At 63.8% G+C, this 25,253-nt stretch carries 22 protein-coding genes; 13 read left to right on the forward strand and 9 right to left on the reverse strand.

Annotated elements, in window-relative coordinates:
- Positions 1-196: 196 nt before the first annotated feature.
- On the reverse strand, positions 197-3,016 hold the full coding sequence (gene secA / locus MMG94_RS17025) for a preprotein translocase subunit SecA (RefSeq protein WP_016919817.1): 2,820 nt from the start codon (positions 3,014-3,016) through the stop codon (positions 197-199).
- 327 nt (positions 3,017-3,343) lie between these two features.
- Between secA and MMG94_RS17030 the strand changes: the two genes are divergently transcribed.
- Complete coding sequence (locus MMG94_RS17030; RefSeq protein WP_154419647.1) at positions 3,344-3,802, forward strand: hypothetical protein; 459 nt, start codon at positions 3,344-3,346, stop codon at positions 3,800-3,802.
- Positions 3,803-3,805: 3 nt separating this feature from the next.
- On the opposite strand, the gene MMG94_RS17035 is transcribed toward MMG94_RS17030, so the two are convergent.
- Complete coding sequence (locus tag MMG94_RS17035) at positions 3,806-4,720, reverse strand: polysaccharide deacetylase family protein (protein ID WP_016919819.1); 915 nt, start codon at positions 4,718-4,720, stop codon at positions 3,806-3,808.
- Between the two features lie 62 nt (positions 4,721-4,782).
- Between MMG94_RS17035 and MMG94_RS17040 the strand changes: the two genes are divergently transcribed.
- Both MMG94_RS17040 and MMG94_RS17045 read left to right on the forward strand, forming a co-directional pair.
- Positions 4,783-5,223, forward strand: a complete 441-nt coding sequence (locus tag MMG94_RS17040; protein ID WP_016919820.1) for a GNAT family N-acetyltransferase — start codon at positions 4,783-4,785, stop codon at positions 5,221-5,223.
- Positions 5,224-5,368: 145 nt separating this feature from the next.
- Positions 5,369-6,352: a zinc-dependent alcohol dehydrogenase family protein gene (locus tag MMG94_RS17045; RefSeq protein ID WP_026016223.1), complete on the forward strand. Its 984-nt coding sequence runs from the start codon at positions 5,369-5,371 to the stop codon at positions 6,350-6,352.
- Between the two features lie 121 nt (positions 6,353-6,473).
- On the opposite strand, the gene MMG94_RS17050 is transcribed toward MMG94_RS17045, so the two are convergent.
- Both MMG94_RS17050 and mgtA read right to left on the reverse strand, forming a co-directional pair.
- Complete coding sequence (locus MMG94_RS17050) at positions 6,474-8,045, reverse strand: bifunctional aminoglycoside phosphotransferase/ATP-binding protein (RefSeq protein ID WP_016919822.1); 1,572 nt, start codon at positions 8,043-8,045, stop codon at positions 6,474-6,476.
- Entirely contained in the window at positions 8,042-10,633 is a 2,592-nt protein-coding gene (gene mgtA / locus MMG94_RS17055; protein WP_016919823.1) for a magnesium-translocating P-type ATPase, read from the reverse strand. The genes MMG94_RS17050 and mgtA overlap by 4 nt, the downstream gene beginning before the upstream one ends.
- A gap of 94 nt (positions 10,634-10,727) precedes the next feature.
- Between mgtA and MMG94_RS17060 the strand changes: the two genes are divergently transcribed.
- From MMG94_RS17060 to MMG94_RS17070, 3 genes are read left to right on the forward strand one after another with little or no spacing between them, the layout of a single operon-like run.
- Positions 10,728-11,519 (forward strand): class I SAM-dependent methyltransferase, encoded by a 792-nt coding sequence (locus MMG94_RS17060; RefSeq protein ID WP_016919824.1) that lies wholly within the window; start codon positions 10,728-10,730, stop codon positions 11,517-11,519.
- A 1-nt stretch (position 11,520) separates the two neighbouring features.
- On the forward strand, positions 11,521-12,780 hold the full coding sequence (locus MMG94_RS17065; RefSeq protein ID WP_016919825.1) for a glycosyltransferase family 4 protein: 1,260 nt from the start codon (positions 11,521-11,523) through the stop codon (positions 12,778-12,780).
- 6 nt (positions 12,781-12,786) lie between these two features.
- Positions 12,787-13,647: a glycosyltransferase family 2 protein gene (locus MMG94_RS17070; RefSeq protein WP_016919826.1), complete on the forward strand. Its 861-nt coding sequence runs from the start codon at positions 12,787-12,789 to the stop codon at positions 13,645-13,647.
- Positions 13,648-13,649: 2 nt separating this feature from the next.
- Here MMG94_RS17070 and MMG94_RS17075 read toward each other — a convergent pair whose 3' ends face one another.
- The 3 genes from MMG94_RS17075 to MMG94_RS17085 form a co-directional block, all read right to left on the reverse strand.
- A complete protein-coding gene (locus MMG94_RS17075) occupies positions 13,650-15,089 on the reverse strand; it encodes a lipopolysaccharide biosynthesis protein (protein WP_016919827.1) in 1,440 nt (479 codons plus the stop codon).
- Positions 15,090-15,117: 28 nt separating this feature from the next.
- Positions 15,118-16,833, reverse strand: coding sequence for an outer membrane beta-barrel protein (locus MMG94_RS17080; RefSeq protein WP_016919828.1), 1,716 nt, complete (start codon positions 16,831-16,833; stop codon positions 15,118-15,120).
- 96 nt (positions 16,834-16,929) lie between these two features.
- The gene (locus MMG94_RS17085) at positions 16,930-17,172 is read right to left on the reverse strand and encodes a DUF2312 domain-containing protein (protein WP_016919829.1); all 243 of its coding nucleotides are present in this window, start codon (positions 17,170-17,172) and stop codon (positions 16,930-16,932) included.
- A 257-nt stretch (positions 17,173-17,429) separates the two neighbouring features.
- Here MMG94_RS17085 and MMG94_RS17090 point away from each other — a divergent pair, with 257 nt between their 5' ends.
- The gene (locus MMG94_RS17090; protein ID WP_040579208.1) at positions 17,430-17,912 is read left to right on the forward strand and encodes an RDD family protein; all 483 of its coding nucleotides are present in this window, start codon (positions 17,430-17,432) and stop codon (positions 17,910-17,912) included.
- Positions 17,913-17,976: 64 nt separating this feature from the next.
- Positions 17,977-18,714, forward strand: a complete 738-nt coding sequence (locus MMG94_RS17095) for an arginyltransferase (RefSeq protein WP_016919832.1) — start codon at positions 17,977-17,979, stop codon at positions 18,712-18,714.
- On the opposite strand, the gene MMG94_RS17100 is transcribed toward MMG94_RS17095, so the two are convergent.
- Positions 18,711-19,475: an AAA family ATPase gene (locus MMG94_RS17100; protein ID WP_016919833.1), complete on the reverse strand. Its 765-nt coding sequence runs from the start codon at positions 19,473-19,475 to the stop codon at positions 18,711-18,713. The genes MMG94_RS17095 and MMG94_RS17100 overlap by 4 nt on opposite strands.
- A gap of 50 nt (positions 19,476-19,525) precedes the next feature.
- Complete coding sequence (locus MMG94_RS17105; protein ID WP_016919834.1) at positions 19,526-20,212, reverse strand: PspA/IM30 family protein; 687 nt, start codon at positions 20,210-20,212, stop codon at positions 19,526-19,528.
- A gap of 208 nt (positions 20,213-20,420) precedes the next feature.
- Here MMG94_RS17105 and MMG94_RS17110 point away from each other — a divergent pair, with 208 nt between their 5' ends.
- The 5 genes from MMG94_RS17110 to MMG94_RS17130 all read left to right on the forward strand — a co-directional run bounded on the left by MMG94_RS17110 (position 20,421) and on the right by MMG94_RS17130 (position 25,075).
- Complete coding sequence (locus tag MMG94_RS17110; protein ID WP_026016225.1) at positions 20,421-20,981, forward strand: LemA family protein; 561 nt, start codon at positions 20,421-20,423, stop codon at positions 20,979-20,981.
- Positions 20,982-21,059: 78 nt separating this feature from the next.
- Positions 21,060-21,344, forward strand: a complete 285-nt coding sequence (locus MMG94_RS17115; RefSeq protein WP_016919837.1) for a hypothetical protein — start codon at positions 21,060-21,062, stop codon at positions 21,342-21,344.
- 11 nt (positions 21,345-21,355) lie between these two features.
- On the forward strand, positions 21,356-23,335 hold the full coding sequence (locus tag MMG94_RS17120) for a M48 family metalloprotease (RefSeq protein WP_154419643.1): 1,980 nt from the start codon (positions 21,356-21,358) through the stop codon (positions 23,333-23,335).
- A 145-nt stretch (positions 23,336-23,480) separates the two neighbouring features.
- A complete protein-coding gene (locus tag MMG94_RS17125; RefSeq protein WP_016919838.1) occupies positions 23,481-24,806 on the forward strand; it encodes a L,D-transpeptidase family protein in 1,326 nt (441 codons plus the stop codon).
- Positions 24,807-24,820: 14 nt separating this feature from the next.
- Complete coding sequence (locus tag MMG94_RS17130; RefSeq protein WP_016919839.1) at positions 24,821-25,075, forward strand: SemiSWEET transporter; 255 nt, start codon at positions 24,821-24,823, stop codon at positions 25,073-25,075.
- The last annotated feature ends 178 nt before the right edge of the window (positions 25,076-25,253 follow it).

Genomic DNA, 25,253 nt, shown 5'->3' on the forward strand with positions numbered 1-25,253 from the left:
TCAAGGAGTGAGCGGAACGTCTTAGAAAGGCCAGGCGGCGGTTACAATCAACCCTGCAAGGGGCGATTGACGCAATCTGCGACGACTCGCCGCAGGGCTCCAAGCAGGCGCGGAGCCGCGTTCGGCGCTCCGGATCGGCGCGCGACCGTCCGCCGGATCGTAACGGCTTCAACCGGAAGCCGCTGATTTCGCGCCCTTACATGAGCTGTCCGTGGCAGTGCTTGTATTTCTTGCCGGAGCCGCAGGGGCAGGGCTCGTTGCGGCCGACCTTGCCCCAGCTATTGGGGTCGGCGGGATCGCGCTCAGGAGCCGGGGCGAGCGTCTGGGAGGAAAAGTCCGCGGCCGCAAGGCGGGCGTTCAGATCTTCCAGCGCCGTCATCTCCGCGCTGACGCCGCCCGAAAGCGGAACCGGATTGGGGTGCGACATCTCCATCGGCGGCAGTTCCGGCGGCGCCGAGGGCGGGGCCTCGAAGCTCACCTCGACGCGCATGAGCTGCGCGGTCACCGCCTCGTCCCAGCGCGCCATCAGGCTGCGGAACAGCTCCAGCGCCTCGGATTTATATTCGTTCAGCGGATCGCGCTGCGCCATGCCGCGCCAGCCGATGACCTGACGGAGATGATCGAGCGCGACGAGATGCTCGCGCCAGAGCGTGTCGAGCGACTGCAGCACGACCTGCTTCTCGATCATGCGCATGAGGGGAGCGCTGTTCTTCTCGACGCGCTCCTCATAGGCCTTGTCGGACTCCTCCAGCAGGCGCTCCTTGATCTCCTCGTCGGCGATGCCCTCCTCCTTCGCCCAATCGGCGACCGGCGCATCGAGATTGAGCTTGGTGCGCACATCCTCTTCGAGGCCCTCGACGTCCCATGCTTCGGCATAGGCGTCGGCGGGGATATGCGCCGAGACGAGATTGTCGACGACTTCCGCGCGCATGTCGGAGACCTGCTCCTCCACGCTCTCTTCCGCCATGATCTCGCGCCGGCGCTCGAAGATGACCTTGCGCTGGTCGTTCATCACGTTGTCGAATTTCAGGATGTTCTTGCGGATGTCGAAATTGCGCGCCTCGACCTTGTGCTGCGCCTTCTCGATCGCCTTGTTGATCCAGGGATGGACGATCGCCTCGCCCTCCTGCAGGCCGAGCTTGACGAGCATGCCGTCCATGCGCTCGGAGCCGAAAATGCGCATGAGATCGTCCTGCAGGGACAGGAAGAATTTGGAGCGGCCGGGATCGCCCTGGCGGCCCGAACGTCCGCGCAGCTGATTGTCGATGCGGCGGCTCTCATGCCGCTCGGTGCCGATGATGTAGAGGCCGCCGGCGGCGAGCGCCGCCTCCTTGAACTTCGCGACTTCCTCGCGGATCTCGGCTTCCTTCGCCTCGCGCGCCGCGCCTTCGAGCCCGGCGCATTCCTGCGCGACGCGCATCTCAACATTGCCGCCGAGCTGAATGTCCGTGCCGCGGCCCGCCATATTGGTGGCGATGGTGATCGCGCCCGGCACGCCCGCTTCCGCGACGATATAGGCTTCCTGCTCGTGGAAGCGCGCGTTGAGCACGGCGAGCATCTTGGAAGGCTCGCCGGAGCGGGCGGCCCTGTAGAGATCGGACAGGCCTTTCGGATCGGCGAAATCGATCATCTTATAGCCCTGCTGGATCAGGAACTCCGCGAGCTGTTCGGATTTTTCGATCGACGTCGTGCCGACGAGCAGCGGCTGCATGCGGGAGCTCGCGTCCTTGATCTCTTCGAGGATCGCGCCGAGTTTTTCCTTCGCCGTGCGATAGACTTCGTCGTCGTCGTCGCGGCGCTGCACGCCGCGATTGGTCGGGATCTCGACGACGTCGAGCCTGTAAATTTCGGCGAATTCGTTGGCTTCCGTCGCCGCCGTGCCGGTCATGCCGGCCAGCTTCTCATAAAGGCGGAAATAATTCTGGAAGGTGATCGAGGCGAGGGTCACGTTCTCGGGCTGAACCTGCACGCGCTCCTTGGCCTCGAGCGCCTGATGCAGGCCTTCGGAGTAGCGGCGGCCCGGCATCATGCGGCCGGTGAATTCGTCGATGATGACGACTTCGCCTTTGCGGACGATATAGTCCTTGTCCTTCTGGAAGAGCTTATGGGCGCGCAGCGCCTGATTGACGTGGTGAACGAGGGTGACGTTGTGCGCCTCGTAAAGCGCGCCGTCGGTCAGCGCGCCCGCTTCGCGCAGAAGCTCCTCCATATGCTCATTGCCGGCGTCGGTGAGATGGATGGTGCGCTGCTTCTCGTCGAGCTCGAAATCGTCCTTGCTCAACTTCGGGATGAGCTTGTCGATCGTATTGTAGAGGTCGGATTTGTCGTCCACCGCGCCGGAGATGATGAGCGGCGTGCGCGCTTCGTCGATCAGGATGGAGTCCACCTCGTCGACGATCGCGTAATTATGGCCGCGCTGCACCATCTGCGCGAATTCGAACTTCATATTGTCGCGCAGATAGTCGAAGCCGAATTCGTTGTTCGTGCCGTAGGTGATGTCGGCGGCGTAGGCGGCGGCGCGCTCTTCGTCGGAAATATCGTGGACGACGCAGCCGACGCTCATGCCGAGGAAGCGGTAGATCTGGCCCATCCAGTCGCTGTCGCGCTTGGCCAGATAGTCGTTCACCGTGACGACATGCACGCCCTTGCCGGCGAGCGCGTTGAGATAGACGGCGAGCGTGGCGACGAGCGTCTTGCCTTCGCCCGTGCGCATCTCGGCGATGGCGCCTTCATGCAGCACCATGCCGCCGATGAGCTGCACGTCGAAATGGCGCTGGCCGAGCGTGCGCTTGGCCGCCTCGCGGACGGTGGCGAAAGCGGGGACGAGCAGGTCGTCGAGCGACTTGCCATTGGCGAGCTGTTCACGGAACTCGACCGTGCGATTGCGCAGCTCGTCGTTGGAGAGGGCGGCGATCTGCGGCTCGAGGGCGTTGATCGCCTTGACCTTCGGCGCATAGGTCTTGAGACGGCGGTCATTGGCCGTGCCGAAAATCTTCTTGGCGAGGGCGCCGAGCATACCCGCGAACCTTTCTGATGGCGCGCCGCCGCCAACGCGGGCGCCGGTGTCGGCGGGCGGGGCGGAACGTCGCAAATCTCTTTGGAAAAGCAACCGCTTGCGACAGCGACCGGGACTCCGGGCGTCAAGGTCGACGCGGCATTTCCGCCGGAGAGATAAGAGGGCGGGGAACCCTTGTCAATGTAAGGGTAAACTTGGCAACGGAGGGTTTGGGGTGGGTTACAGTAGCGGCCGGAGCGACGAAAAGGGCAGAACTGCATTTTCAGCATGCATTACTTCATGAGGTATATTACCGTATTGGGTATCAAGTCATAAGGAGATCCTGTTATGGCTAAAAGAGAGTTTTCCGAAACTGTGCGGGCGTTCGGCGAAGAAGTCGGTCGCCTATCGTATCCACTCTATACGCTCGGCATCATGTGCGCGCAGGCGGCGGCAGATAACATGGCGCTCGAAGAAGACGCGCGCAAGATGTTCGAAGTCTATCATGAAGCAAGGCGGCGCGCCGCAGGCCTGCCGAGGCCGGCCGATGCACCGAGCCCGGTTCAAATCTCGAAAATCAAGAAATTTTTCGAAGTAGGCGCGCGGCTTAAGCAACCGGGCGTCGAGATGCTCCGCGAAATGTATGGAATCGCGATAGCGGCAGATGGAAGTTCGACAGATCTTTACAATGCCTGCATCACGGCTGGCAGAAGGGCAATTGAAGAACGGCGTCCTTTGACAGAAGAAGAATTAAAAACAATCATTATTGCCGAGCGCCGTGGAACGGCGAATCCCAAGCGGAAATAACCCTCACGGTGCCTCCTCGATCCCCCGAAACGGCTTCGGCATCCGCCCGCTCTTCAACAGCCGCGAGAAAATCGCCAAGCCCCCCGGCTCATTGCCGTTGGGATGCACCAGCACAATCGACCCGGCCTTGGGCGGCGGCCCCAGCGCCAGCCACGAATCCGCCCCGAGCGCCACGAGATGGCGCTCCTTCAGCTTTTCCAGCAGCGCCGCGTCCGCGACGAGCCCCGGAAAGCGGAAGAAGACCGACGGCGTCTCGCCATGGGCGATGAGGATTTTCTCGGTCTCGAAAATCTCGCGGTCGAGATCGACGCCCGGCCGCAGCAGATAGTTCTGCGCGTCCTTCAGCCCGACGACGTAAGGGTGCGAATAGGAGTGGTCGGCCCAGGTGATGTCCAGCGCGCCGGAGCGCGCCTTCTCCTGCAACCAGGCGAAGTCCTCCTTGTGATGCGCGATCCAGGCGCCGGAGACGGCCAGCGTCAGCGGCGTTCCCGGCCCCTGCGCGGCGACTTCCTCGATGAAGGCGCGGTCGAGCGGTTTGTGGCTCGGGCAGAGGTCGCCGGTGATGAACGCCCCGGCGCCTTTGCCGTGGATCAGCCCGGCATTGACCAGAGCCGGCGGCCGGTCGGGATCGGCGGGCGGGCGCACGGCCTGCATGAAGCGCGTCTCCGCTTGCTCCTCCGCCGTGGTCGGCGCGCAGCGCCAGCAGGCAACGCGTTCGAGCGATGTCTTCAGCGTTTGCGGGTCGACCGTGAGCAGCAGCTTCTCGCCGTCGACGCTCATGCGGCGCGTCGCGAGCCGCGTGTCGCCATCCTTGGCGCAGGCCTCGAAGACGGCGGCGTAATCATGCACGCGCGCGCCCGTCGAGCCCGCCTGCGGCGCGAGCGTCGCCGGGCCGCAATCCTCCTGCGCGCCAGCCATTGCAGGCGCCGCGAGGCTTGCGCAGAATAGAATGAGCGAGAGAGCCTGTTTCACGGGGCGCGATGTTTAGCAGAAAGATTCCGATTGAGAACCTGGCGCTCGAGATAAAAGCGCAGGAGTGCCCGGAAGTCGCCTCGGTTCTGGGCGCGGAGATCGCCGCGCGTTTCGGCCCCCGCGACGAGACGCCGCTCGCCATCGCTTCGCGCAACGGGGATGGCGCGCTGATTGGCGGCCTCAACGGCGTCATCCACTGGCGATGGCTCTATATACGGCATCTGTGGGTCGCCGAGAGCATGCGGGGACAAGGCCTCGCCAGACGGCTCATCGCCGCCGCCGAAGATGCGGCGCGCGAGCGCGGCGCCATCGGCGCCTATATCGACACATTCGATCCGGCCGTCGCCGGGTTTTACGAGAGGCGAGGCTTTGCGCGTTTCGGGGAAATCGAGGATTTCCCGTTGGGAGGGCGGCGGATTTATCTGAGCAAGCGGATCATCGCGAAATGAGCGCCATCCGTCTTAAAAATCTCTGCCCATCGCCGGCTCGCGCCGCATTCGGCTTCCCGTCGCGCCGAAGGGCGGAGAGAGACGCCCGCTCCCGACGGGCTATGGCGAGGACAGGCTTGGCGGGCGACCCTCTATGACCGACACAATGAAAGCGATGGTTCTGCGGAGGCCCAATACGCCCCTCGTCATGGAGGCGCGCCCGCTTCCCGCGCCCGGCCTGGGCGAGCTGCGCCTGCGCGTCGAAGCCTGCGGCGTGTGCCGGACCGATCTTCACGTCGTTGATGGCGAACTCACGCGGCCAAAACTCCCCATCATTCCCGGACATGAAATCGTCGGCCGCGTCGAAGCGATCGGCGCCGGCGTAAGCGGCTTTTCCCTCGGCCAGCGCGTCGGCGTCCCCTGGCTGGGCCATACATGCGGCCATTGTCCCTATTGCGCCAGCGCGCGCGAGAACCTCTGCGACGATCCGCTCTTTACCGGCTATACGCGCGACGGCGGCTACGCCACCCATACTGTCGCCGACGCCTCCTACAGCTTCCCGCTGCCGGAAAGCGCCGATCCGACGACGCTCGCGCCGCTGCTCTGCGCCGGCCTCATCGGCTGGCGCACGCTGAAGATGGCGGGGCCGGCGCAGACGATCGGCATTTACGGCTTCGGCGCGGCCGCGCACATCATCGCGCAGGTCGCAATCCTGCAAGGCAAGCGCGTTCACGCCTTCGTGCGGCCGGGCGACGCCGCCGCGGCTGAATTCGCGCTTTCGCTCGGCGCGGCGAGCGCGCAAGGCTCGGACGCGCCGGCGCCGGAAAAGCTCGACGCCGCGCTGATCTTCGCCCCCGTCGGCGCGCTGGTCCCGCCCGCCCTCGCGGCGACGAAGAAGGGCGGCGCGGTGGTCTGCGGCGGCATCCATATGAGCGACATTCCGAGCTTTCCCTATTCGCTGTTATGGGAGGAGCGCCGCCTCCTGTCCGTCGCCAATCTCACGCGCGAGGATGCGCGGGAGTTCCTCTCGCTGGCGCCGACATTGCCGCTCAACATGCATGCGACGCCCTATCCGCTCGCGCAGGCGAACGAGGCGCTGAGCGATTTACGCGACGGGCGCCTGCAGGGCGCGGCGGTGCTCATTCCGTGACGTTGCGAAATCCGGCATAGGCGACTTCATAGAAAAGATTGATGCGCTTCGCTCACTTCCCCTGCAAGGGGGAGGGCCGGGGGGGGGGGGGGCCACCTGGCGATTTGATTGAAGAAAGCCGCTACGGCTCTGGATTGCTTCGCACTTTTGCGAAGTCGGGTATACCCGACTTCGAGAAAAACGCTCGCAATGACGGCGCAAGATTTGCGATAATCTCATCCGCAGTTTTTTGCGGTTCACGTCCGGCATTCACGCGCAGCCATGCGATTTCTCCGGTCTCTTTCGTCATCTGCGCCTGCAGCACCTCGCGCGTCGCGTCGGAAACGTCATTCACGCGGGCGTCCACGCGCGCGAGGCGTTGCGGAAGATCGAGATCGAGCCAGAATCCGAAGAAGGGCGCGCCCGCCATTTGCGCCGCCGCTTCGATCGCCGCGCGATCCTCGGGGCGATCGAAGACGGCGTCGACCACGACCGGCCATCCGATCTTCGCAACGCGTTCGGCCGCGTCGAACATTTCCCGATAAACCTTTTCGGATACGTCGCTGCGATAGGCTTTCGGCGGCAGCCGATCCGTCGACGCCGCGCCGAACAGTTCTTTGCGCAGCCGGTCGCTGTTGAAGATGCGCGCGCCGGGCGCAGGGGTCAGAAGCGGCGCGAGCGCCGCCGCCGCGCTCGATTTGCCGGAGCCGCTGAAGCCGCCAATAGCGATGACGACGCCTTGCGCCGGCGCGAGCAGCGCTCGCGAGAGATTGAAATAATCCCGCGCGACATCCGCGTGCTGCTGCGAGGCCTCCACATGCGCCCGGATCGCGGCGCGCAGCGACATGAAGAGCGCCAGCAAAGGCAGGCCCTCTTCTTCCTTCTCCTTGCGCGCGTCGAGATAGCGGTTGAGCGCCAGATTGGCGAGCGCGGGAAGACCGACGCGCCAAAGATCCATCAGGAGGAAGGCGAGATCGTAAAGGACGTCGATCGTGGAGATGTCGTCGGAGAATTCGATGCAGTCGAAAGGCGTGGGCTCCCCTTCGAACAGGCAGACATTGCGCAGATTGAGATCGCCGTGACAGGGACGCACCTTGCCCGCTTGCCGCCTCGCATCGATCAATGCGGCATTTTCGGCTAGCGCGCGGCGCAGCGCGGCGAGATGCGCATCGATTTCTTCCATCGGGGCAGGCGGGGCTTGGCGCAGACTCGTTTCCATACTCTCGATGATTGCGCGCATCGACGCGGCCCCGCCTCGCGCAAAGTCGGGCGCCGCCGCTTCATGGGCGGCGGCGATCCGGCGCGCCAGTCTTTCGATCATCTCTTTGGTCAAGCGTCGCTCGCGCGCCATGTCGTCGAAGAGCGCGTCGTCGGGAAAGCGGCGCATTTCGACGACGGATTCAACAAACGCCCCTGATCCGTCGAGCGTAAGATTTCCATCCGCTTCGCGCGTCACGCATCGCAGGCCGAGATAAAGCGCGGGCGCGAAACGGCGATTAAGCGCGACCTCGCGCGCGCACATCGCCGCGCGCAGTTCGGGCGTCGAGAAATCGAGATAGGGGAGGTGAACGCTCCGCTTCAGTTTGTAGACGCGATCCTGCGAGAGCAACACAGTCGATATATGCGTGACGATCGTCTGCGTCGCGCGGAGACGAGTCGCAAGGAAGGCGATGACGTCCTTTTGCGGATCGGGCGGGATGGGCGAATGCGTCATTCTTCGAACCGCGCGAAGAAGGCCGATTTGGCCAGATGAGCGAGAACGGCGTAGCACATGAGAAAGCCGAAGATCGCCGGCCAATAGCTGAGGGGCAGGGGCGTGAAGCCGAAGACCGGCGCGAGCGGCGAATAAGGCAGCGCCGCGCCGACAAGGCAGACGACGATGGTGGTGAGCAGCAATGCGCCGCTCGCGCGGCTCTGGAAGAACGGGATTTTGCGCGTTCTGATGACATGGATGATGAGCGTCTGCGTCAGGAGCGACTCCACGAACCAGCCCGTCTGAAACATTGCGGGATTGTCCCATGCGTTGAAGGCGACAACCATGAGAATGAAAGTGGCGTAATCGAAAATCGAGCTGACGGGTCCGACATAAAGCATGAAACGCGCAATGCCTTCTATGTCCCATTTGCGCGGACGCGTCAGAAATTCCTCATCCACATTGTCGGTCGGAATGGCGGTCTGCGAAAAATCATAGAGCAGATTATTGGTCAGAATCTGGATCGGCGTCATGGGCAGAAAGGGCAGAAAGACGCTCGCGCCGAGCACGCTGAACATATTGCCGAAATTGGAGCTTGCGCCCATGCGCACATATTTGAGGATATTGGCGAAGACTTTCCGGCCCTCGATCACCCCCTCATTGAGGACGGCGAGACTTTTCTCCAGCAGGATGATGTCGGCGGATTCCCGCGCAATATCGACCGCGCTGTCCACCGATATGCCGACGTCTCCGGCCTTCAGCGCCGGCCCATCATTGATTCCGTCGCCGAGATAGCCGACGACATGGCCGTTCTTGCGCAGCGCCGCGACGACGCGCGCCTTCTGGGTCGGCGACAGCTTGGCGAAGACGGTGACGCCCGAAACGCGGGCGGCGAGCGTCGCATCGTCCATGGCGTCCAGCTCGGCGCCGAGCATGAGCGCGCCGATGTCGAGCCCGACGTCATGACACACTTTGCGCGTGACGATGTCATTGTCGCCGGTGAGAATCTTGACGTCTATGCCGCCTTTGCGCAGGTCGGCGATGGCCTGCGCGGCGCTGTCCTTCGGCGGATCCAGAAAGGCGATATAGCCGAGAAGCGTCAGCCCGCTCTCGTCCTTGGGCGAAAAGACGCTCTGTTCGCTTGCGACCGACTTATAGGCCACGGCGACGACCCGGAAACCGTCCGCGTTGAGCGACGCCGTCTCCGCCTGCGCCGTTTCCAGATGGGACGAGTCCAGCATGCCGCTCGTTTCTTCGGTTTCGAACCGATCGGCGACGGCGAAGATTTCTTCGACGGCGCCCTTGCAGATCAGCAGACGCGCGCCGTCGTCTCGCTCCACGACGACCGATAATCTGCGGCGTTCGAAATCGAAGGGGATTTCGTCGATCTTCCTGAAACTGTGGCGAGGCGTCAGCCGGGCTTCGATCTCGGCGTGCTGGAGCACCGCGACGTCGAGCAGATTGCGCAATCCCGACTGAAAATGGCTGTTGAGATAGGCGAACTCCAGCACGCGTTCGGAATCCGCGCCGTAAATGTCGAGATGACGTTTGAGAATGATGCGGTCTTGCGTCAGCGTGCCGGTCTTGTCGGTGCAGAGCACGTCCATCGCGCCGAAATTCTGAATGGCGTCGAGACGCTTGACGATGACCTTCTCCCGGGAAATGTTCATCGCGCCTTTGGCGAGATTCACCGTAACGATCATGGGCAGCATTTCGGGCGTCAGGCCGACGGCGACGGAGACGGCGAACAAAAAGGCGCCCAGCCAGTCGCCCTTGAAATATCCGTTCACGAAAAACACGAGCGGCGCCATCACGGACATGAAGCCGATCATCAGCCAGGTGAATTTGCGCACGCTTTCATCGAAGGCCGTGGAAGTGTCCGCTTCGGCGATTTTATCCGCGATCGCGCCGAAGAAGGTTCGCTTTCCCGTGACGACGACGACCGCCTCGCCATAGCCGCTTACGACATTCGAACCCATGAAGAGGAGATTTTCGGCCTCCAGGGGATCAGTGACTTTTTCGAGCCGCCGGCCGAATTTTTCGACGGGCATGGATTCGCCCGTGAGCGCGGATTGATTGACGAAGAGGTCTTTGCCGGCAATCAGCCTGATATCCGCGGGGGCCATGTCGCCGGCGGTGAGGCGGATGACGTCGCCGGGCGCGAGCGCGTCGAGAGACGTCTCCACGAAAGGATTGTCGGCCACGCCCGGCCGGCGAACGGAGGCATGGGTGCGCACCATGGCGCGGAGCTTCGCGGCCGCGGCGTTGGAGCGGTGCTCCTGCACGAAGGCCAGCAGAACGCTGAGAACGACCATCGCGGAAATCACGATGGCGGCGCGGCGGTCGCTCAAAGCCCACGAAGCGCCCGCCAGCGCGAGGAGAAGCCCGTTCAGCGGATTGAAGACATGGCGCGCCAGTTCCCGCACGACCCCCGGGCCGCTCTCCTGAGCAACGAGGTTGCGGCCATATCGCCGCAGCCGGAGGGCGGCCTCGGCTTCGGACAGGCCGGCGGCGGAGGAGTCGAGATCGCGAAAGAGCGCGTCTATGTCGCTCAGCGCGGCGCGACGAAGCGGAGCGCGGGCCTCGTTTTCCCTGGCGCTGAAATTCATCCGCGTGCCTGCCTTCCGCTCTCGTGGCGATTCATCTTCGCGTAACCGTCCAATACTAGGATACTGCACCCGATTTGCGACGAAAGCCCAGCCGATGAACGCCCCGCCCATCTCTCTCGCTCAAGCCGTGGGCCGCAAGCCGCTGGAAATCCGCGATATCGTGGCGCGGCTCGATTATGATCCGGATTTCAACTGGGCCTGGGAAAATTACAAGCGCACGATCGTCGAGATCGCGCAGCAAAGAGGGTTAACGCGGCATCTGGAAATCGGCGGCGGCCGCGATCCGCTTTTTTTGCCGCCGGAAGTTGCGGCGCACGGCTTCGAAGTGACGCTGAACGACATCTCGGCGCACGAACTCTCGCGCGCGCCGCAGGGCTATTCGACCGTCCAATGCGACATTGCCGGGAAAGACGCGAAAGCGATCCTCGGCGCCGGACGATATGACATCGCCTATAGCCGCATGGTGATGGAGCATGTGCCGGACGTCGCGCGCATGTGGGAGAATATCGCCTATGCGCTCGCCCCCGGCGGCGTCGCCTTCAGTTTCTTTCCGACGCTTTACGCGCCGCCCTATGTGCTGAACCGTCTCATTCCCGAGAAGATTTCGCGCTGGATGCTCGAAACCGTCTTTCCGGATCGCAAGGAGGACGGCGACAATCCAAAATTCCCAGCCTATTACGATTACTGCTTCAGCGAGGAAGCGAAGATCGTTCCCATGCTGAAGCGCGCCGGCTTTTCGGACGTCGTGGCGCTGCCTTTCTGGGGATACAGCTATTTCTGGAAATTTCCGGGCGTGAAGCAGATCGACGCGGCCTTCACCAGAATCGCGCGCGAACGCCAATGGCGCGCCGTGTCCAGCTTCGCCTATATCATCGCGACCAAGTGACATGCGCATCGTCGTCGTCGCAGATCACGCGCATATCAATGGCGGACTCGCCAAAGTGGCGATTGACGGCGCCAAGGGCTTCGCGCGGCGCGGCTATCGGGTCGATTTCTTCGCGGCGGTGGGGCCGGTCGAGCCAAGCCTGACGGAAGCGGGCGTCGCGGTGACGCTGCTCGACCAAGCCGACGTGCTGTCGACCTCGTCGCTGGCGCGCTTTGGCGTTCAATGGCTGTGGAACGGCGCCGCTTCGCGGGCGCTCGCAAAACTTCTAGCGACCTGCGATTCGGACGAGACCATCGTGCATGTGCATGGCTGGGCGAAGGCGCTGTCGCCGTCGATCGGCGCGGCGCTCAAAAATGCGGGCCTTCCCGTGGTTCATACGCTGCACGAATATTATCTCGCCTGCCCGAATGGCGGCTTCTACGATTATGGCGCGGCGCGGAACTGCGACTATGAGGCGATGTCGCTGGGCTGCATCGCCCATAATTGCGACTCGCGCGGCTATCACCGCAAGCTCATGCGCGTCGGCCGGCATGCGCTGATGCGCTATGGCAGCGGGCTCTACGGGACGGCGCGCCATCTCATCACAATATCCAAGCTGCAGCGCGAAGCGATTGCGCCTTACATGCCGAAAGACGCGGTCTTCTATGAGGTCGGAAATCCCATAGACGTCGAGGATCTGGGGCCCAAGGGCGATGGGACGCCGGGCGATTTCGTTTTTGTCGGGCGCCTTTCAGCCGAGAAGGGGCCGCGCTATTTCGCTCAGGCCGCGCGCCTCGCTGGAGTCACGTCTGTCTTTGTCGGCGAGGGGCCGGAACGCGCGGCGCTGGAAGCCGAATTCCCCGAGGCGAGATTTCTGGGCTGGCGGAGCCCGGCGCAAGTGCGCGAAATTCTGCGCGGCGTGCGCGCGCTCGTGTTCCCGTCGGTCTGGTACGAGGGGCAGCCGCTCACGGTTTATGAGGCTCTCGCGCTCGGCGCGCCGGTCATTGTGAGCGACATTTGCGCGGGTCGGGAAGCCGTAACGGATGGGGAGAACGGTTTCTGGTTCCGTTGCGCCGATCCGCAGTCTCTCGCCGCCGCGATCGGCAAGCTGAAGGATGACGCGCTCGCCAAACGCATGTCGCAGGCGGCCTATGCGCGCTATTGGGCCGATCCGTTGACGCTCGAGCGCCATCTCGACGCCGTGGCCGCCGTCTATGAGAAAGTCCGCGCCGATTGGCGCGAGGCGCCGAGCGTGGCGGCTCCTATCGAAGCCCTTTCATAGGCCCGTATGAAGATCGTCGTCGCCATCGCCACAACCGGGCGTCCCGAGATTGTGGGCGCCTGCCTCGAGCGCTTTTCGCGACTGACGCGTCAGCCCGATCGCCTGCTGGCGATCGGCGCCGCGCCGGAGGATGCGCCGAAAGCGCTGCGAGGCGCGGAATTCTATTTGGCGCGCGCCCGCGGCCTGCCGATCCAGCGCAATCTCGCGCTCGACCTCGTCGCCAGCGACGCGGAGATCGTTGTCTTCATCGACGACGACTATGTTCCCGCGCCCGGATTCGTCGAAGGGATCGAGCGCTTGTTCGCGGAAAATCCCGACGTCGTTGCGGCGTCGGGCGTACTCATCGCCGACGGCGTCAATCGCAAAGGCCTGAGCTTCGATCAGGCGGACAAACTCGTCTCGGCCTACGCGCTGAATCAGCCGCTCATGCTCGCCGACGCCACGGGCGCATATGGCTGCAACATGGCCTTCCGCCTTTCCGCCGCCCCGCATCTGCGCTTCGACGAGAATCTGCCGCTCTACGCCTGGCTCGAAGACACGGATTTTTCCGCCCAATACGCCCGCATCGGACGCGTCGTGCGCACGAACCATTTTACCGGCGTGCATCTCGGCGTCACCTCGGGCCGCACCTCGGGGCTACGCCTCGGCTATTCGCAGATCGCCAATCCGCTTTATCTCGTGCGCAAGGGCACGGTCGCGCCGCGCTTCGCGCTCAATCTCGCGCTGCGCAATATGATCGCCAATCTCGTGAAGTCGCCGCGTCCAGAGCCGAATGTCGACCGCTTCGGACGGCTTCGCGGCAATCTCATCGCGCTCGTCGATATGCTCCGCGGACGCTCGCATCCGCTCAGAGCGCTCGATCTTTAGGTCTACTGCAATTGTGGTTCGCGGCGTAGCCGCGCGACGATTTTCGGGCCGATCAGGCTGCGCAGGCCGGCGACGTCGAACGCATAGACGAGCACGCCATAAACCGCGACGCCGGCCGCGACCTGCAGCAGCATTGTCAGGATGCACGGTTCGAAATTACGCAGGGGCGCGCCGATATAGAGCATGGCGCCGACGCCCGCGGCCGCTCCCATAATATCGCGGGCGCGCGGCCACATCGGCTCCAAAAGGAAAAGCATGGAGACGAGCGCGACGAGGCCGCTCATGCTCGAAATGGATTGCGCATAGGCGAAGCGGGTCGCGTCCGCCGTCGCGGGCAGCAGCATGATGGCCAGCAAATTTGCGAGCTGGGCGACGAGCGCCGCGATGATCAGCGGCGTGAGCCGGTGAGCGAGCTGAAAGGCGGTGTTGACGCCGTAATTCATCATCGCGAACGCGAAAAGCGCGGGGATCATCAGCGCAAAATAATGACCGAAGGACCCGCGGAAAGTCTCCGGAACGAAGAGCGCTTCGAAACTCGGCAGAATGAGCCAGCAGCCCGCCACAGCCGGCGCGAGCACGGCGAAGACAACGCCAAGATTTCGTGAGATTTGCGCCCGCGCGGCGTCCGCGCCGTCTGTCTTCTCGGCATGGACGGCGATCTGGAAGAGGATCACGTCGACGGCGGAGCCGATGGCTCCGACGATGCGGATGCCGGTCTCGAAAGCAAGCGAGAGCCGCCCGACCTCGGCGAAGCCGTGCTGTTCGGAGAGCAGCGTGCGATTGATCAGCGGCACGGCTTGATAAAGCACGGCGGCGATGATGATCGGAAAGCCATAGGCGAAAAAGCGCGCGACAAGGGCGCGCTCGGCCGCGCGAAAGCCGGTGTTGGGATCGACGAGCTCGCGCCGGGCGACGAGGAGGCAGCCGGCGACGGAGACCATCATGCCGACGAGCGCCACATTGGCCGAATGGAAAAGATAGGCGCCGCCGACGGTCAACGCGAAAGCCAATATGTTCTTGGCGATCACCAGCGCGCCATAGGCTTTGTCGTGGAATCGCGCGCGCACCAGCGCCGTCGCGGTGTCGAAAAGCGCATTGGTGACGGAGACGCCCACGGCCAGCGCGGCAAGATCGTGGCTCAAGGGCAGATCGAGCCTGAGCGCCCAGAGCAGGAAGGCGGCGAATATGGCGAGCGCGGCGAGAGCCGAGAAGGAAGCGTCGAGCGTCGCGCGGATTTGCGGGCGCTCCAGCCGGTCGCGCTCCGCGTAGAAGCGCGTCGCCGCGAGACGCAACCAGTCGAAAACGAACGTCTGTACGACGACCGCCACAGAAAGCGCGAGCACGAAGCGGCCATATTCCGCCGGACCCAGAAATTTCGCGACGAGGAGGCTGACGACGAAATTGAGGAGGCTGTTGAGGATGAAGGGCGCCATCATCCACATGACGCGTCGCCTCTTTTCGGTTGCGCGCTCAAAGCTGGAACCTCAGGCCCACCAGATAGACATTCGCCGTATAGTCCGCATTGGGAAACGTTGTGTCGAGCAGTTCGTATCGGTAGCTGCCGCGCAGCGAGATGGTGCGCGTCACCTTGTAGTCGAGCGTGACTCCGGCAAAACCGCCCCGTTCCTGGACGTCGGCCCCTTGATAGTTGTTGTTGAAATAATTTCCCGTGATCGTGACGTTTAAATTTCTCATGAGATCGTGCGAAAGCGTCGCCGTGACCGAACGCGTGAGCACGCCGCTGGCGTTGGCGAGGGTCGTTTCGTTCATCGAAGTCGAACCGCGCAAGGTGAATGTCGTCAGCGCGGAGGGCGTGTAGATGAGCGCCGCGTCGATGACGGGGCCGCGCAGCGGCACGAGGCTCGGGTCCTCGTAGTTTCGCTGGCCATAGCCGCCGGAGACTTCGCCCTTCACCATGTCCGTGACGTTGAACTCGGCGCCGCCCCGGACGATATAGCCGGTGCTGTCGCGGTAGAAACCGTTGAAATCGACAGGCGAGTCGTGAATGCGCCTGTCGACGGTTCCTTCGACGAAGGGTTTGAGGTCCGGCGTCACCTCATAGGAGCTGCGCAGCAAAACGCCGAAATCATTATAGCTCGTCGCGGCGAGGTTGAGCGTCGTGCCGTTGGAGTATTGCGCGTCCGTGTACCAGACGCGATCATACGTGCCGCGCAGCTCCACGCCGATGCGGCCGAATTTCTGCGACACGCCCGCCTGCGCGCCGACCCCGAAAATGACGGGCCGGTTGACGACATAGACCGTGGATTGGCCGGGCTGGATCGCCGGCGCGCCCGGGCGTTGGGTGTCGAGCGACATGCGGCCGCGCAGGACGAGCGCGGTGTCCTGGGTGACGTCGTAACGGCCGTTCATCGAGCCGGTCGCTTCGGGCCGGTTCGCTGCGGGATAGTCGAAATATTCCGTATAGGCGCCGCGAAGCTCGCCATCGAGGCTGTGCCGCGCCCAGTCGGACTTGACCTTCAACCCGCCTTCGCCGCGAAAAAAAGTCGAGCCGCGCGGATTGTAGTTCGGCGCCAGGCGATTGGGGTTGTCGTCATAGCCGCTGCTGGCCTGGGCATAAGGAAAGAGCAGGGTCGAGCCGACCGCGACGCCGAGCGGATCGTATGGGTTGAGTTCGACTTTCGGCTTCGGCTTGGTTTTGATCGTCGGTTCGACCGCGACCGTGACCGGCGGCGGCGCAAGCGGCGCCGGCGCGCCGGGCTGGGCGGTCGCGCGCAACCGCAGACGTTGCCTTGCGACGTAGGAGGATTTGTAGGGCTCCAACGCCGGCAGCGGATTTTTCGGCGAAAATTGCGGCGGGTAGGGCGCGCGCGGCGGCGGATAGGGCCGCGGCAGCTTCTCCCTCTTGATCGGCGCTCCATAATTCGCGGCGGTGGAGACGGGGACGTCTCCCTCTCCCGTGGAGCCGCGCATGAGCGGAACCGGCTCCGCGGGAATCGTCAGCGGCGAGGGCGGCTGCGCCTGGCCCGGCTTCGGGAATGGCGAGGAAAGCGTGGGGAGGGCAAGCGCCGAAGAGGCGGTCGTCTTCTTCGCCGCGCGCGGAGAGCCCTTGCCGCCCTGGGATGGGGACGAAGCCTGACCGAAAGCCGGCGCAGCCGCGAGCGCCGCCCATGCGGCGCAAAGCGCAGCCAGCGCGACGCGGCTTCCCAAGCTTCCCGACGGCGCCATTTTCCCTCGCCTGTGCGCCTTTGACCCGCTCGGTTGAGCGGGAGGCGCCTGCGTAGGGTTAAGGCGTTATGGTTAACGGGAGCTTATCGGAGGCCGTCACCCCATTCCGATCGCCGAGAGGTAAAGCTCTAAAATCTCTTCCTCTTCCTCCCGCTTGTGTTTGTCCTGACGGCGCAGCGAGACGATCTTGCGGATAATCTTTGGATCGAAGCCGGTGCCTTTGGCTTCGCCGTAGACGTCCTTGATGTCGTCGGCGATGGCGCGCTTCTCCTCCTCGAGCTTTTCGATTCGCTCGATGAAGGCGCGCAGATGGCCGCCGTCGACGGCGTCGGTATTCATGGCGTTTTCCTGCGAGAGTGGCGGGCCGGCGGGAAATTTTCGTTCGCCAGCCGATTCCAGCGAGGCTTGCGATAGCTTCGTGACCCCGTCAAGGCAGGGGTGGACGAAATCCCCACAATCCGCAACGCCGCCGCGTTTCGCGCGGCGGCGCGCGCCAAACCGGGGGCGACGAACGCCTTGAAACTCGCGGCGCTGCGTCCGACATTGCGTTTTGCGCGGCGTTTTGCGCGCGATCGGCGCGCGAAAGGATGAACGAGATGAGCGACGGGGATTTTCGCGGCGATTATTCGAGGGGCGCCCCCAGCCTGCGCGCCGCGCCGCCGCCCTATATCCCGCCTCAGGCGCTGGAGGGCGTGCGGACCCGTCGAATCATGGCCGTGGGTCTGGATCTCATTCTGGTGAGCGGAATTTCCGTGGCGCTTTTCTTTGGGCTCTTCATCTTGAGCTTCGGCATGTCGGCGCTTCTCCTGCCGCCGATCTTCCCGATCGTCGCCTTCTTTTACAATGGCTTGACGGTCTCCGGCTGGCGCATGGCGACGCCCGGCATGGCCTTCATGGACCTTGAGATGCGCACCATGCAGGGCGAGCCGGTCCCCTTCCTGCAGGCGGCGGTCCATGCGGTTCTCTTTTACGTGACCTGGATGTTCCCGCCATTGCTGCTCGTTTCTTTCGTCACGGGCGACAAACGCTGTCTGCACGACATTGTGGCGGATGTCATTGTTTTGAGACGATCCGCTTAATTTCGGGATTGGCGCGGCGCAGGTTCCCGCCCTATTCTCAGGCGTTATCCGGATTGAGACCAGCGTGACCAAAGAGCCCCGCGACGCGCCGCAATTCTACCTCACCTCGCCGGCGCCGTGCCCCTATCTACCGGGGCGCGCCGAACGCAAGGTGTTTACGCATCTCATCGGACTGCGAGCGCCGGCGCTCAACGACACGCTGACGCAGTCCGGATTTCGCCGCTCGCAGACCATCGCCTATCGGCCGGCCTGCGAGCATTGCCGCGCCTGCGTATCGGTGCGGGTGAAAATCGGGGAGTTTGAGCCGTCGCGCACCCAGAGGCGCATCGCGCGCCGCAACGCCGAAATTGTCGGAGAGGGCCGACCCGCGCGGGCGACGGCGGAGCAATTCGCGCTTTTTCGCCGCTATGTCGGGGCGCGACACGCCGATGGCGGCATGGCCGACATGAATATGGTCGATTATCAGATGATGATCGAAGACAGCCATGTCGACACGCGGCTCATCGAATACCGCCTTGCGCCCGATCTGCCGGGCGGCGACGCCGACCAGCTCGTGGCCTGCTGCCTCACCGACCGGCTCGCGGACGGCCTGTCCATGGTCTATTCCTTCTACGAGCCGGCGTTCGAGTCCCGCTCGCTCGGCTCCTTCATGATACTCGATCACATGCGCCGCGCGCAGGCCGCGGGCCTGCCGCATCTCTATCTCGGTTATTGGGTCGAGGGTTCGCGCAAGATGGATTACAAGGCGCGCTTTCTCCCGCAGGAGCGCCTGGGGCCCGAAGGATGGGCGCGCATCGGCTAGGTTTCGAGCATGGCCTCGACGAAGCCTTCGGGATCGGCGCAAAAATTCCTGAGCAAAGTGAAATGCCTGGTCTCGCGCAGCGTGATCGGCCGCAGCCCGCCTCTGTCGAGGCCAAGCAGCGTCGCGCCTTTATGCGCCATCAGCAGGGGCGAATGGGTCGCCATGATTACCTGGCAGACGCCCGACTCCTCCATCCGCCGCAGCAGTTTCAGGAACTCGATCTGGCGCCTCGGCGAGAGCGCGGATTCTGGCTCGTCGAAAATATAGATGCCCTGCCGCTGGCAGCGCTCTTCGAAGAAGAGCAAAAAGCCTTCGCCATGAGAGTGCGAGAGAAAATCGGGCGGCGGCCCGCCAGCGTCCAGAGCCGCCTCGTCGAGATAACGAGCGACTGAATAAAAGCTTTCGGCGCGAAAGAACCATCCGTTCGTCATGCGCGGAAGCCAGCTCGCGCGTAACGCCTCGCCAAGCCGGCCGCCCTGCTTTTCCAGCGCGCGGGAATGATCGACCGGCATATAGCCCTTGCCGCCGCCAGCGTCGTCATAGCCGGCGAAGGCGGCGATTCCTTCCAGCAATGTCGATTTACCGACGCCGTTCTCGCCGACGATGATCGTCACCGGAGACTCGAATTCGAGTTCGAAGTCTCCGCTTCCGAACAAAGGCAGGCAAAAGGGATAGGCGTTGCGGTCTGAAATGCGCTCGGGATCGAGCCAGACGCGCTTGAGATAGGGCGCCTTTAAACGAATATCGCGCGGGCGTCGCATAGGGTCTCGAAACGAAATGCGGCGCCCCGCCGAAGCGGGGCGCCTTTGCCTCACATGAAGCGAAGCTTGACGTCCGCCTTCAGCGCCGTCATGCGATCCGCGATCTGCCGGTCGCGCAGGATGACGTCGAGTTCGGCGAGCTTGGCGCTGGTCTCCGCCTTGGTCGCGGCGAAGGTCGGGATTTCGCCCGCGGCCGCTTTCATCGCGCGCTCGAAGGCCGCCACGGATGTCTCGACGCGGCGGTCGGGCGTTTTGACGGCGTCGGCTCCGGCTGGCGCGTCGCGCTCGGCCTCGCGCCGCGCGGCGGCGAAGGCCTCGAGCGATTCTCGCATGTCATTCATGCGGGCGGACAGCGCCGCAATGTCGCGCGCCATTGCGCTCTCGTCGCCGGCGGCTTCCTGCTCGGCCTTGGCCAGTCCTTCGAGCTGCGCTTCGAGATCGAGCTGGCGGGAGACCGCCGCCTGCGCGAGATCTTCGCGGCCTTCTTTCATCGCTGCGCGAGCGTTGTCGCCAAGATCTTCTATTTTCTTGCGAACCATCTGCGCCTGCCGCGTGGCCTGAAGTCGGCGCGCGCTGGCGCGACCCATTTCGCTGCGGGCTTCGTCGATAATCCGCTCGACCTCGCGAACGGTTTCTTTCATCACGCTTTCCGCGCGCGAGGCTTCCATGCGATCGACGAGATCGCCAAAATCGCCGGAGAGAATGCGCTTGATGCGCGCAGCAATGCTTTCGGTCATGATATGCTCCTCATCGCCCGCGCGCCGCGACGGCGGACCGAACGAAAAGCTAGGTCAGCCGCGCTAACCCTGCGTTAAATTGCGGCTCTATTTGTAAGCGGGAATTTCACCGCCTGTTCACCATCGCCGCACTCTCTCGATTTTCGTAACGTCTCACAAAGCGCCATTGTCGAAACTGCCTTCATTCGCTTCAGGCTCGGAGGGGCGCATGAGCTTTTTTTGGATTTTGGCGACCTGTCTCGGCGCAGTCGCCGCATTGTGCTGGATGACGTATAACCGCCTGATGGCGCTCGACTCGCGCTGCGAGCAGGCGATGGCGGACATCGACGTGCAGCTCAAGCAGCGCCATGCTTTGCTGCCCAATCTGCTCGAAACCGTGCGCGCTTTTACGCAGCATGAGCGCGACGCGATCGAAGTCGTCGCCAAGGCCCGCGCCGCCGCGGTCCGCGCCACGACGCCGCAGGCGCAGCTTCTGGCGGAAACGGCGCTCGGCGACGGCATTCGTCAATTGCTGACGATCGCCGAAAGCTATCCCGATCTGAAGGCCTCGCAGCATTTCCGCGAGCTGCGGATCGAGATCGCGGACGTCGAGAACAAGCTGGCGGCCTCCCGACGCTATCTCAACGCGACGGTGAATGAATTCAACGCCACGCTTCGGCAGTTTCCCGCCAATGTGCTTGCGGGCCAGTTTCATCTCGCGCGCCGCCCCTTCTACGACATCGGCGTCGAGCGCGTGCTGCTCGATGATGCGCCCGTTCTCAAAATGTGACGCGCCGTCGCAGCGGGACGCGGCAAGCGCCCGTCAGAACGAGGCGTCGCGCTTCAAGCTTGTATTGGAAGATAAATTATGGCCGGGGCGCTACTTATTTGCTTTGCGTTCGATCTTGGCTGGCGCGGCTATGGCTGGCGCTCGCATCTCTGGCTCGCGCTCGCCTTTGTCGTCGTCATGACGATTTTCAGCGTCCTCACCAGCCGGCTGACTATCCTGGGCATGCTCTTTAGCAGCTATATCGAAATGGCCGCGATCTTCGAAGCGCTGTTCGTTCTGCCCTTCTGGGGCGTCGGGCTCGGCGCTCGGCGGATATTCGGGGGCGGCAACCCCTATTCGCTGAAATTCTCCTTCGACGTTTGAGCGCCTTCGCCATGCTCCCCGCGCGCGGCCTTTACGGCCATATACGAAACAACAACGCGAAATCGCTGCTGCTGCTCGGCGCCTTTCTGCTGCTGTTCGAGTTTCTGGCGCTCGCCGTCACTCATGCGCGCTTCCTGAACGTTCAACTCGCGGGCGAGCGCTTCCTGCAATGGACGACGCGCGCGCCCGAGAACGCGCCCGCCTTGCAGACCGAGGCGCAAAAGGAGAACGCGGCGAAGCGGAAGGCCGGGAAGGAGAAAGGCGTCAATGACGTCGTCAAGATCCTCGACTCGCCTTTTTTCCAGTCCTTCCGCCGCAATCTCTGGTGGCAGACGCTGATCGGCGCCTTTTGCTGGTTCGCCGTCGCCTGGGTGTTTTTCAAACATGCGGTGATCCGCGCGACGGGCGCGGAGCCGGTCGAGCGGCGCGACGAGCCGCGCCTTTACAACATCGTCGAAAATCTCTCGATCCTCGCCGGCGTGCCCCGTCCGTCGATCCATGTGATCGAAACGCTCGCGCGCAACGCTTTTTCCGCCGGACTGTCGCCTTCGTCGTCGGTCATCGCGGTCACGCGCGGTCTGCTCGACCGGCTCGACGACCGCGAACTAACGGCGGTGCTGGCGCATGAAATCACGCATATCAAGAACGGCGACATCCGCCTCGCGGCGGCGGCTTCCCTCTTCTGCGGCATCCTCTTCCGTTCCGCCTGGGACGTGCTGACGGCGCCCAAGCTCGGCAAGGACCCGCGCGCCTATATCGCCCTCGTCTTCATGCTCCCTTTCGTGACGGTCGCGCTCGCCATCGTCGTCTGGGCGGTCGTCGTCGTCATTCTCGGCGGCTGGCTCGTTCGTTTCCTCTTCTCGCGCTCGCGCGACTTCATGGCCGACGCCGGCGCCGTGGAGCTGACCAAAGACCCCGAGGCGCTCGCTTCCGCCCTGCGCAAGATCGAGGGCCGCGAGTCGCTGGAGGGCGTCGACGTCGCCGTCGAGGCGATGCTCTTCGCCTCCGCCAATGGCGGTCCGCTCTCGACGCATCCAAGTCCGCGCGAGCGCATTGCGGCGCTTCGCCTGGCCGTTCCGGACATGGCCTCCGCCGCCGCTGTCTCCAGCGCCGCCGAACGCAAGACGAAACTGGGCTATTTAGAGATCAAGGCCGCCGCCGGCCGCATGCCGAAATGGGTCTCCAGCCGCTGGATTCTTTTCCCGGCGAGCGCGCTCAGCCTGGTTCTCGCCTATGGCGTCGGCGAGATCGTCGACCCGACGATGAACGACACAATGACGGCCTGGTGGAGCGCCTATCTGCCGGGCGCCGATACGAAGGCGATTACGGCGAAGCTCAACGCCGCCTTCAACATGGATGCGGGGGAATTCAGCTCGCAATCGCTCGCGGAACGCAAATCCGAGATCGGCGCGCAGCCGGCGGCGTGCTTCCCGCTCAACGGCTTGGACGCCTACGATCCGGGATCGGCGGCGTTCAGGCCGCCGCCGGTGGACGACGCCGCGATGCGGCGAGGCTTCGTCCCTTCCAATATGGACGGGATCATCTTCGCCTGGCGGGGACGGCTCCTGCTGGAGAGCGCCGCCAGCCGCTGCCCGCGTGAGAACTGCGCGGGCAAGGCGCTCGCCGACTATAAGGAGGCGCTGCGCGATTATGTCCGCGCGCGCGTGGGTCTCGCGCGCGGTTTCGATCGTCGCTACGGCGCGGCGGGACTGGCCTTCGCTCAAGACTACTACAAGCGCGCGTCCCATCCGGAATTGATGGCCGACCTCCGCGCCCGGATGGCGCAGGGGCAGGTCGACCCCCGGGAATTTCCGAATTATTACGACGCCGTCCTGCTCGCCGCGGAAAAGCCGCCAGAGTCCTTCAAGCCCTGTCGCACCGACGCCGAATGGCGCGCGAGCGCTTTTCCTGCTCCCGCTCCGGCGCCCGCGACCAAGGCCGGCGTCTCGAAGCCCTATCCGATGGTGAGCCGGGCGGCGCTGGGGAAATAAGGCCGCAGGTCATAAAATCGCCGCCTATTCGCGCCTTGTTAACTCTCAAGCTGCACATCATGTCAAACTTCGTCCGGCGCAGCCTCGGCGGCGCCGGACTGAACGATTTCCCTCCGCGGCCGCGGAAAAGCTGCGACTGGAGCGAATGTTGCGAAAATTAGCGATCCTCCCGCTTTCTCTTGGACTTGCGCTTGGCGCGACCGTCTCCGCGCGCGCGGAGACGGGGCAGGCCGAATGGGCCCAAAGCTATGACGCCGCCGCGCGTCTCACCGTGTCGCGTTCGACGACGCCCATTCTGTCGGAAGCCACTGTCGCGGCGACCGAGCGCGCCATAGAGCGCTATCGCGAGATCGTCGCCAATGGCGGCTGGCCGACCGTGCCGAGCCAGCAATTGCGGCTCGGCTCCAACAGCCCGGGCGTGTCGGCCCTGCGCCGACGCCTGATCGTCAGCGGCGACATCGGCCCCGAGACAGGCACGAGCCCGGTCTTCGACTCTTATGTCGAAGCCGCCGTGCGCCGCTTTCAGGCGCGCCACGGCGTCATCGAGACGGGCGTCGTCAATCAGCAGACTCTCACCGCGCTCAACGTTCCCGCCGAGACGCGCCTGCGTCAGCTCGAGACCAATCTCGTGCGCCTGCGCAGCTTCTCGCATGATCTCGGAAGCCGCTACGTCACGGCGAACATTCCGGCGGCGCAGGTCGAGACCGTCGAGGGCGGACAGGTGGTCTCCCATCACATTGCGGGCGTCGGCAAGATCGACCGACAGTCGCCGGTGATGCAGACCAAGGCCTATCAGATCAATTTCAACCCGTTCTGGACGGTGCCGGCTTCGGTCATCCGCAAGGATCTCATCCCCAAGATGCAGGCGGACCCCAATTACCTCCACGACAACCACATCCGCGTCTACAACAAGGAAGGCCAGGAGCTGCAGCCCGAGCAGATCAACTGGCGCTCGCTCGACGCGCTCAATTACAAGTTCAAGCAGGATATTGGCGGCGACTTCAACTCGCTCGGCGTCGTGCGCATCGACATCGCCAATCCTTATGGCGTCTACATGCACGACACGCCGGCGAAGGGCGTCTTTGGCGACGATTACCGCTTCGTCTCGTCGGGCTGCATCCGCCTGCAGAATGTGCGCGACTATGTCGCCTTCCTGCTGCGCGATACGCCCGGCTGGGATCGCGAGGCGATCGACCGCGCCATCGCGTCCGGCGAACGCCTCGACGTGAAAATCAATCCCGCGGTGCCGGTCTATTGGGTCTATGTCACCGCCTGGGGCACGCCCGACGGCGTCACGCAGTTCCGCGAAGACATCTATCAGCGCGACGGCCTGACCGCCTCGCGCGCCGAACCGGCGGATTATTCGCAAATGCCGGTGACGCAAGCCGCCGCGCCGCAGGCCGCTGCGCCGCAGAGTCAGGGTCCGCGCCCCATGCGCAGCGAGCCGCTTCTGCCGCGCGACGATCAATAAAGATCGCCGCTTCCGTGATCGACTCGGCGCTCGTCGGCTATGTGGCGGCGGTCTCGACGACCGTCGCCTTCGTCCCGCAAGTCGCGCGCACATGGCGCACGCGTTCGACCGGCGACATCTCGCTTAACATGTATCTGCTGCTCGTCGCCGGGACGGCGCTCTGGCTCGCTTATGGCCTGATGACGCAGGCCGCGCCGGTCATCGCGTCGAATGTCGTCAATATCTGCCTGCAGGGCTCGATTTTATATTTGAAGCTGCGGCACGGATAGCCTTTCTCCGTCATTGCGAGCGAAGCGAAGCAATCCAGCTCCATGGCGACGACGCAGGATTGCTTTGTCGCATTTTCTCGAAGTCGGGTATACCCGACTTCGCATGTGCTCCTCGCAATGACGCGTGCAAAATCAGCACGTAACAAAGTCAGCGCGTAATCAGCCGCGCGCCGCGATG

Origin of the sequence: Methylocystis parvus OBBP, from assembly GCF_027571405.1 — a bacterium.
GTDB classification, from domain to species: domain Bacteria; phylum Pseudomonadota; class Alphaproteobacteria; order Rhizobiales; family Beijerinckiaceae; genus Methylocystis; species Methylocystis parva.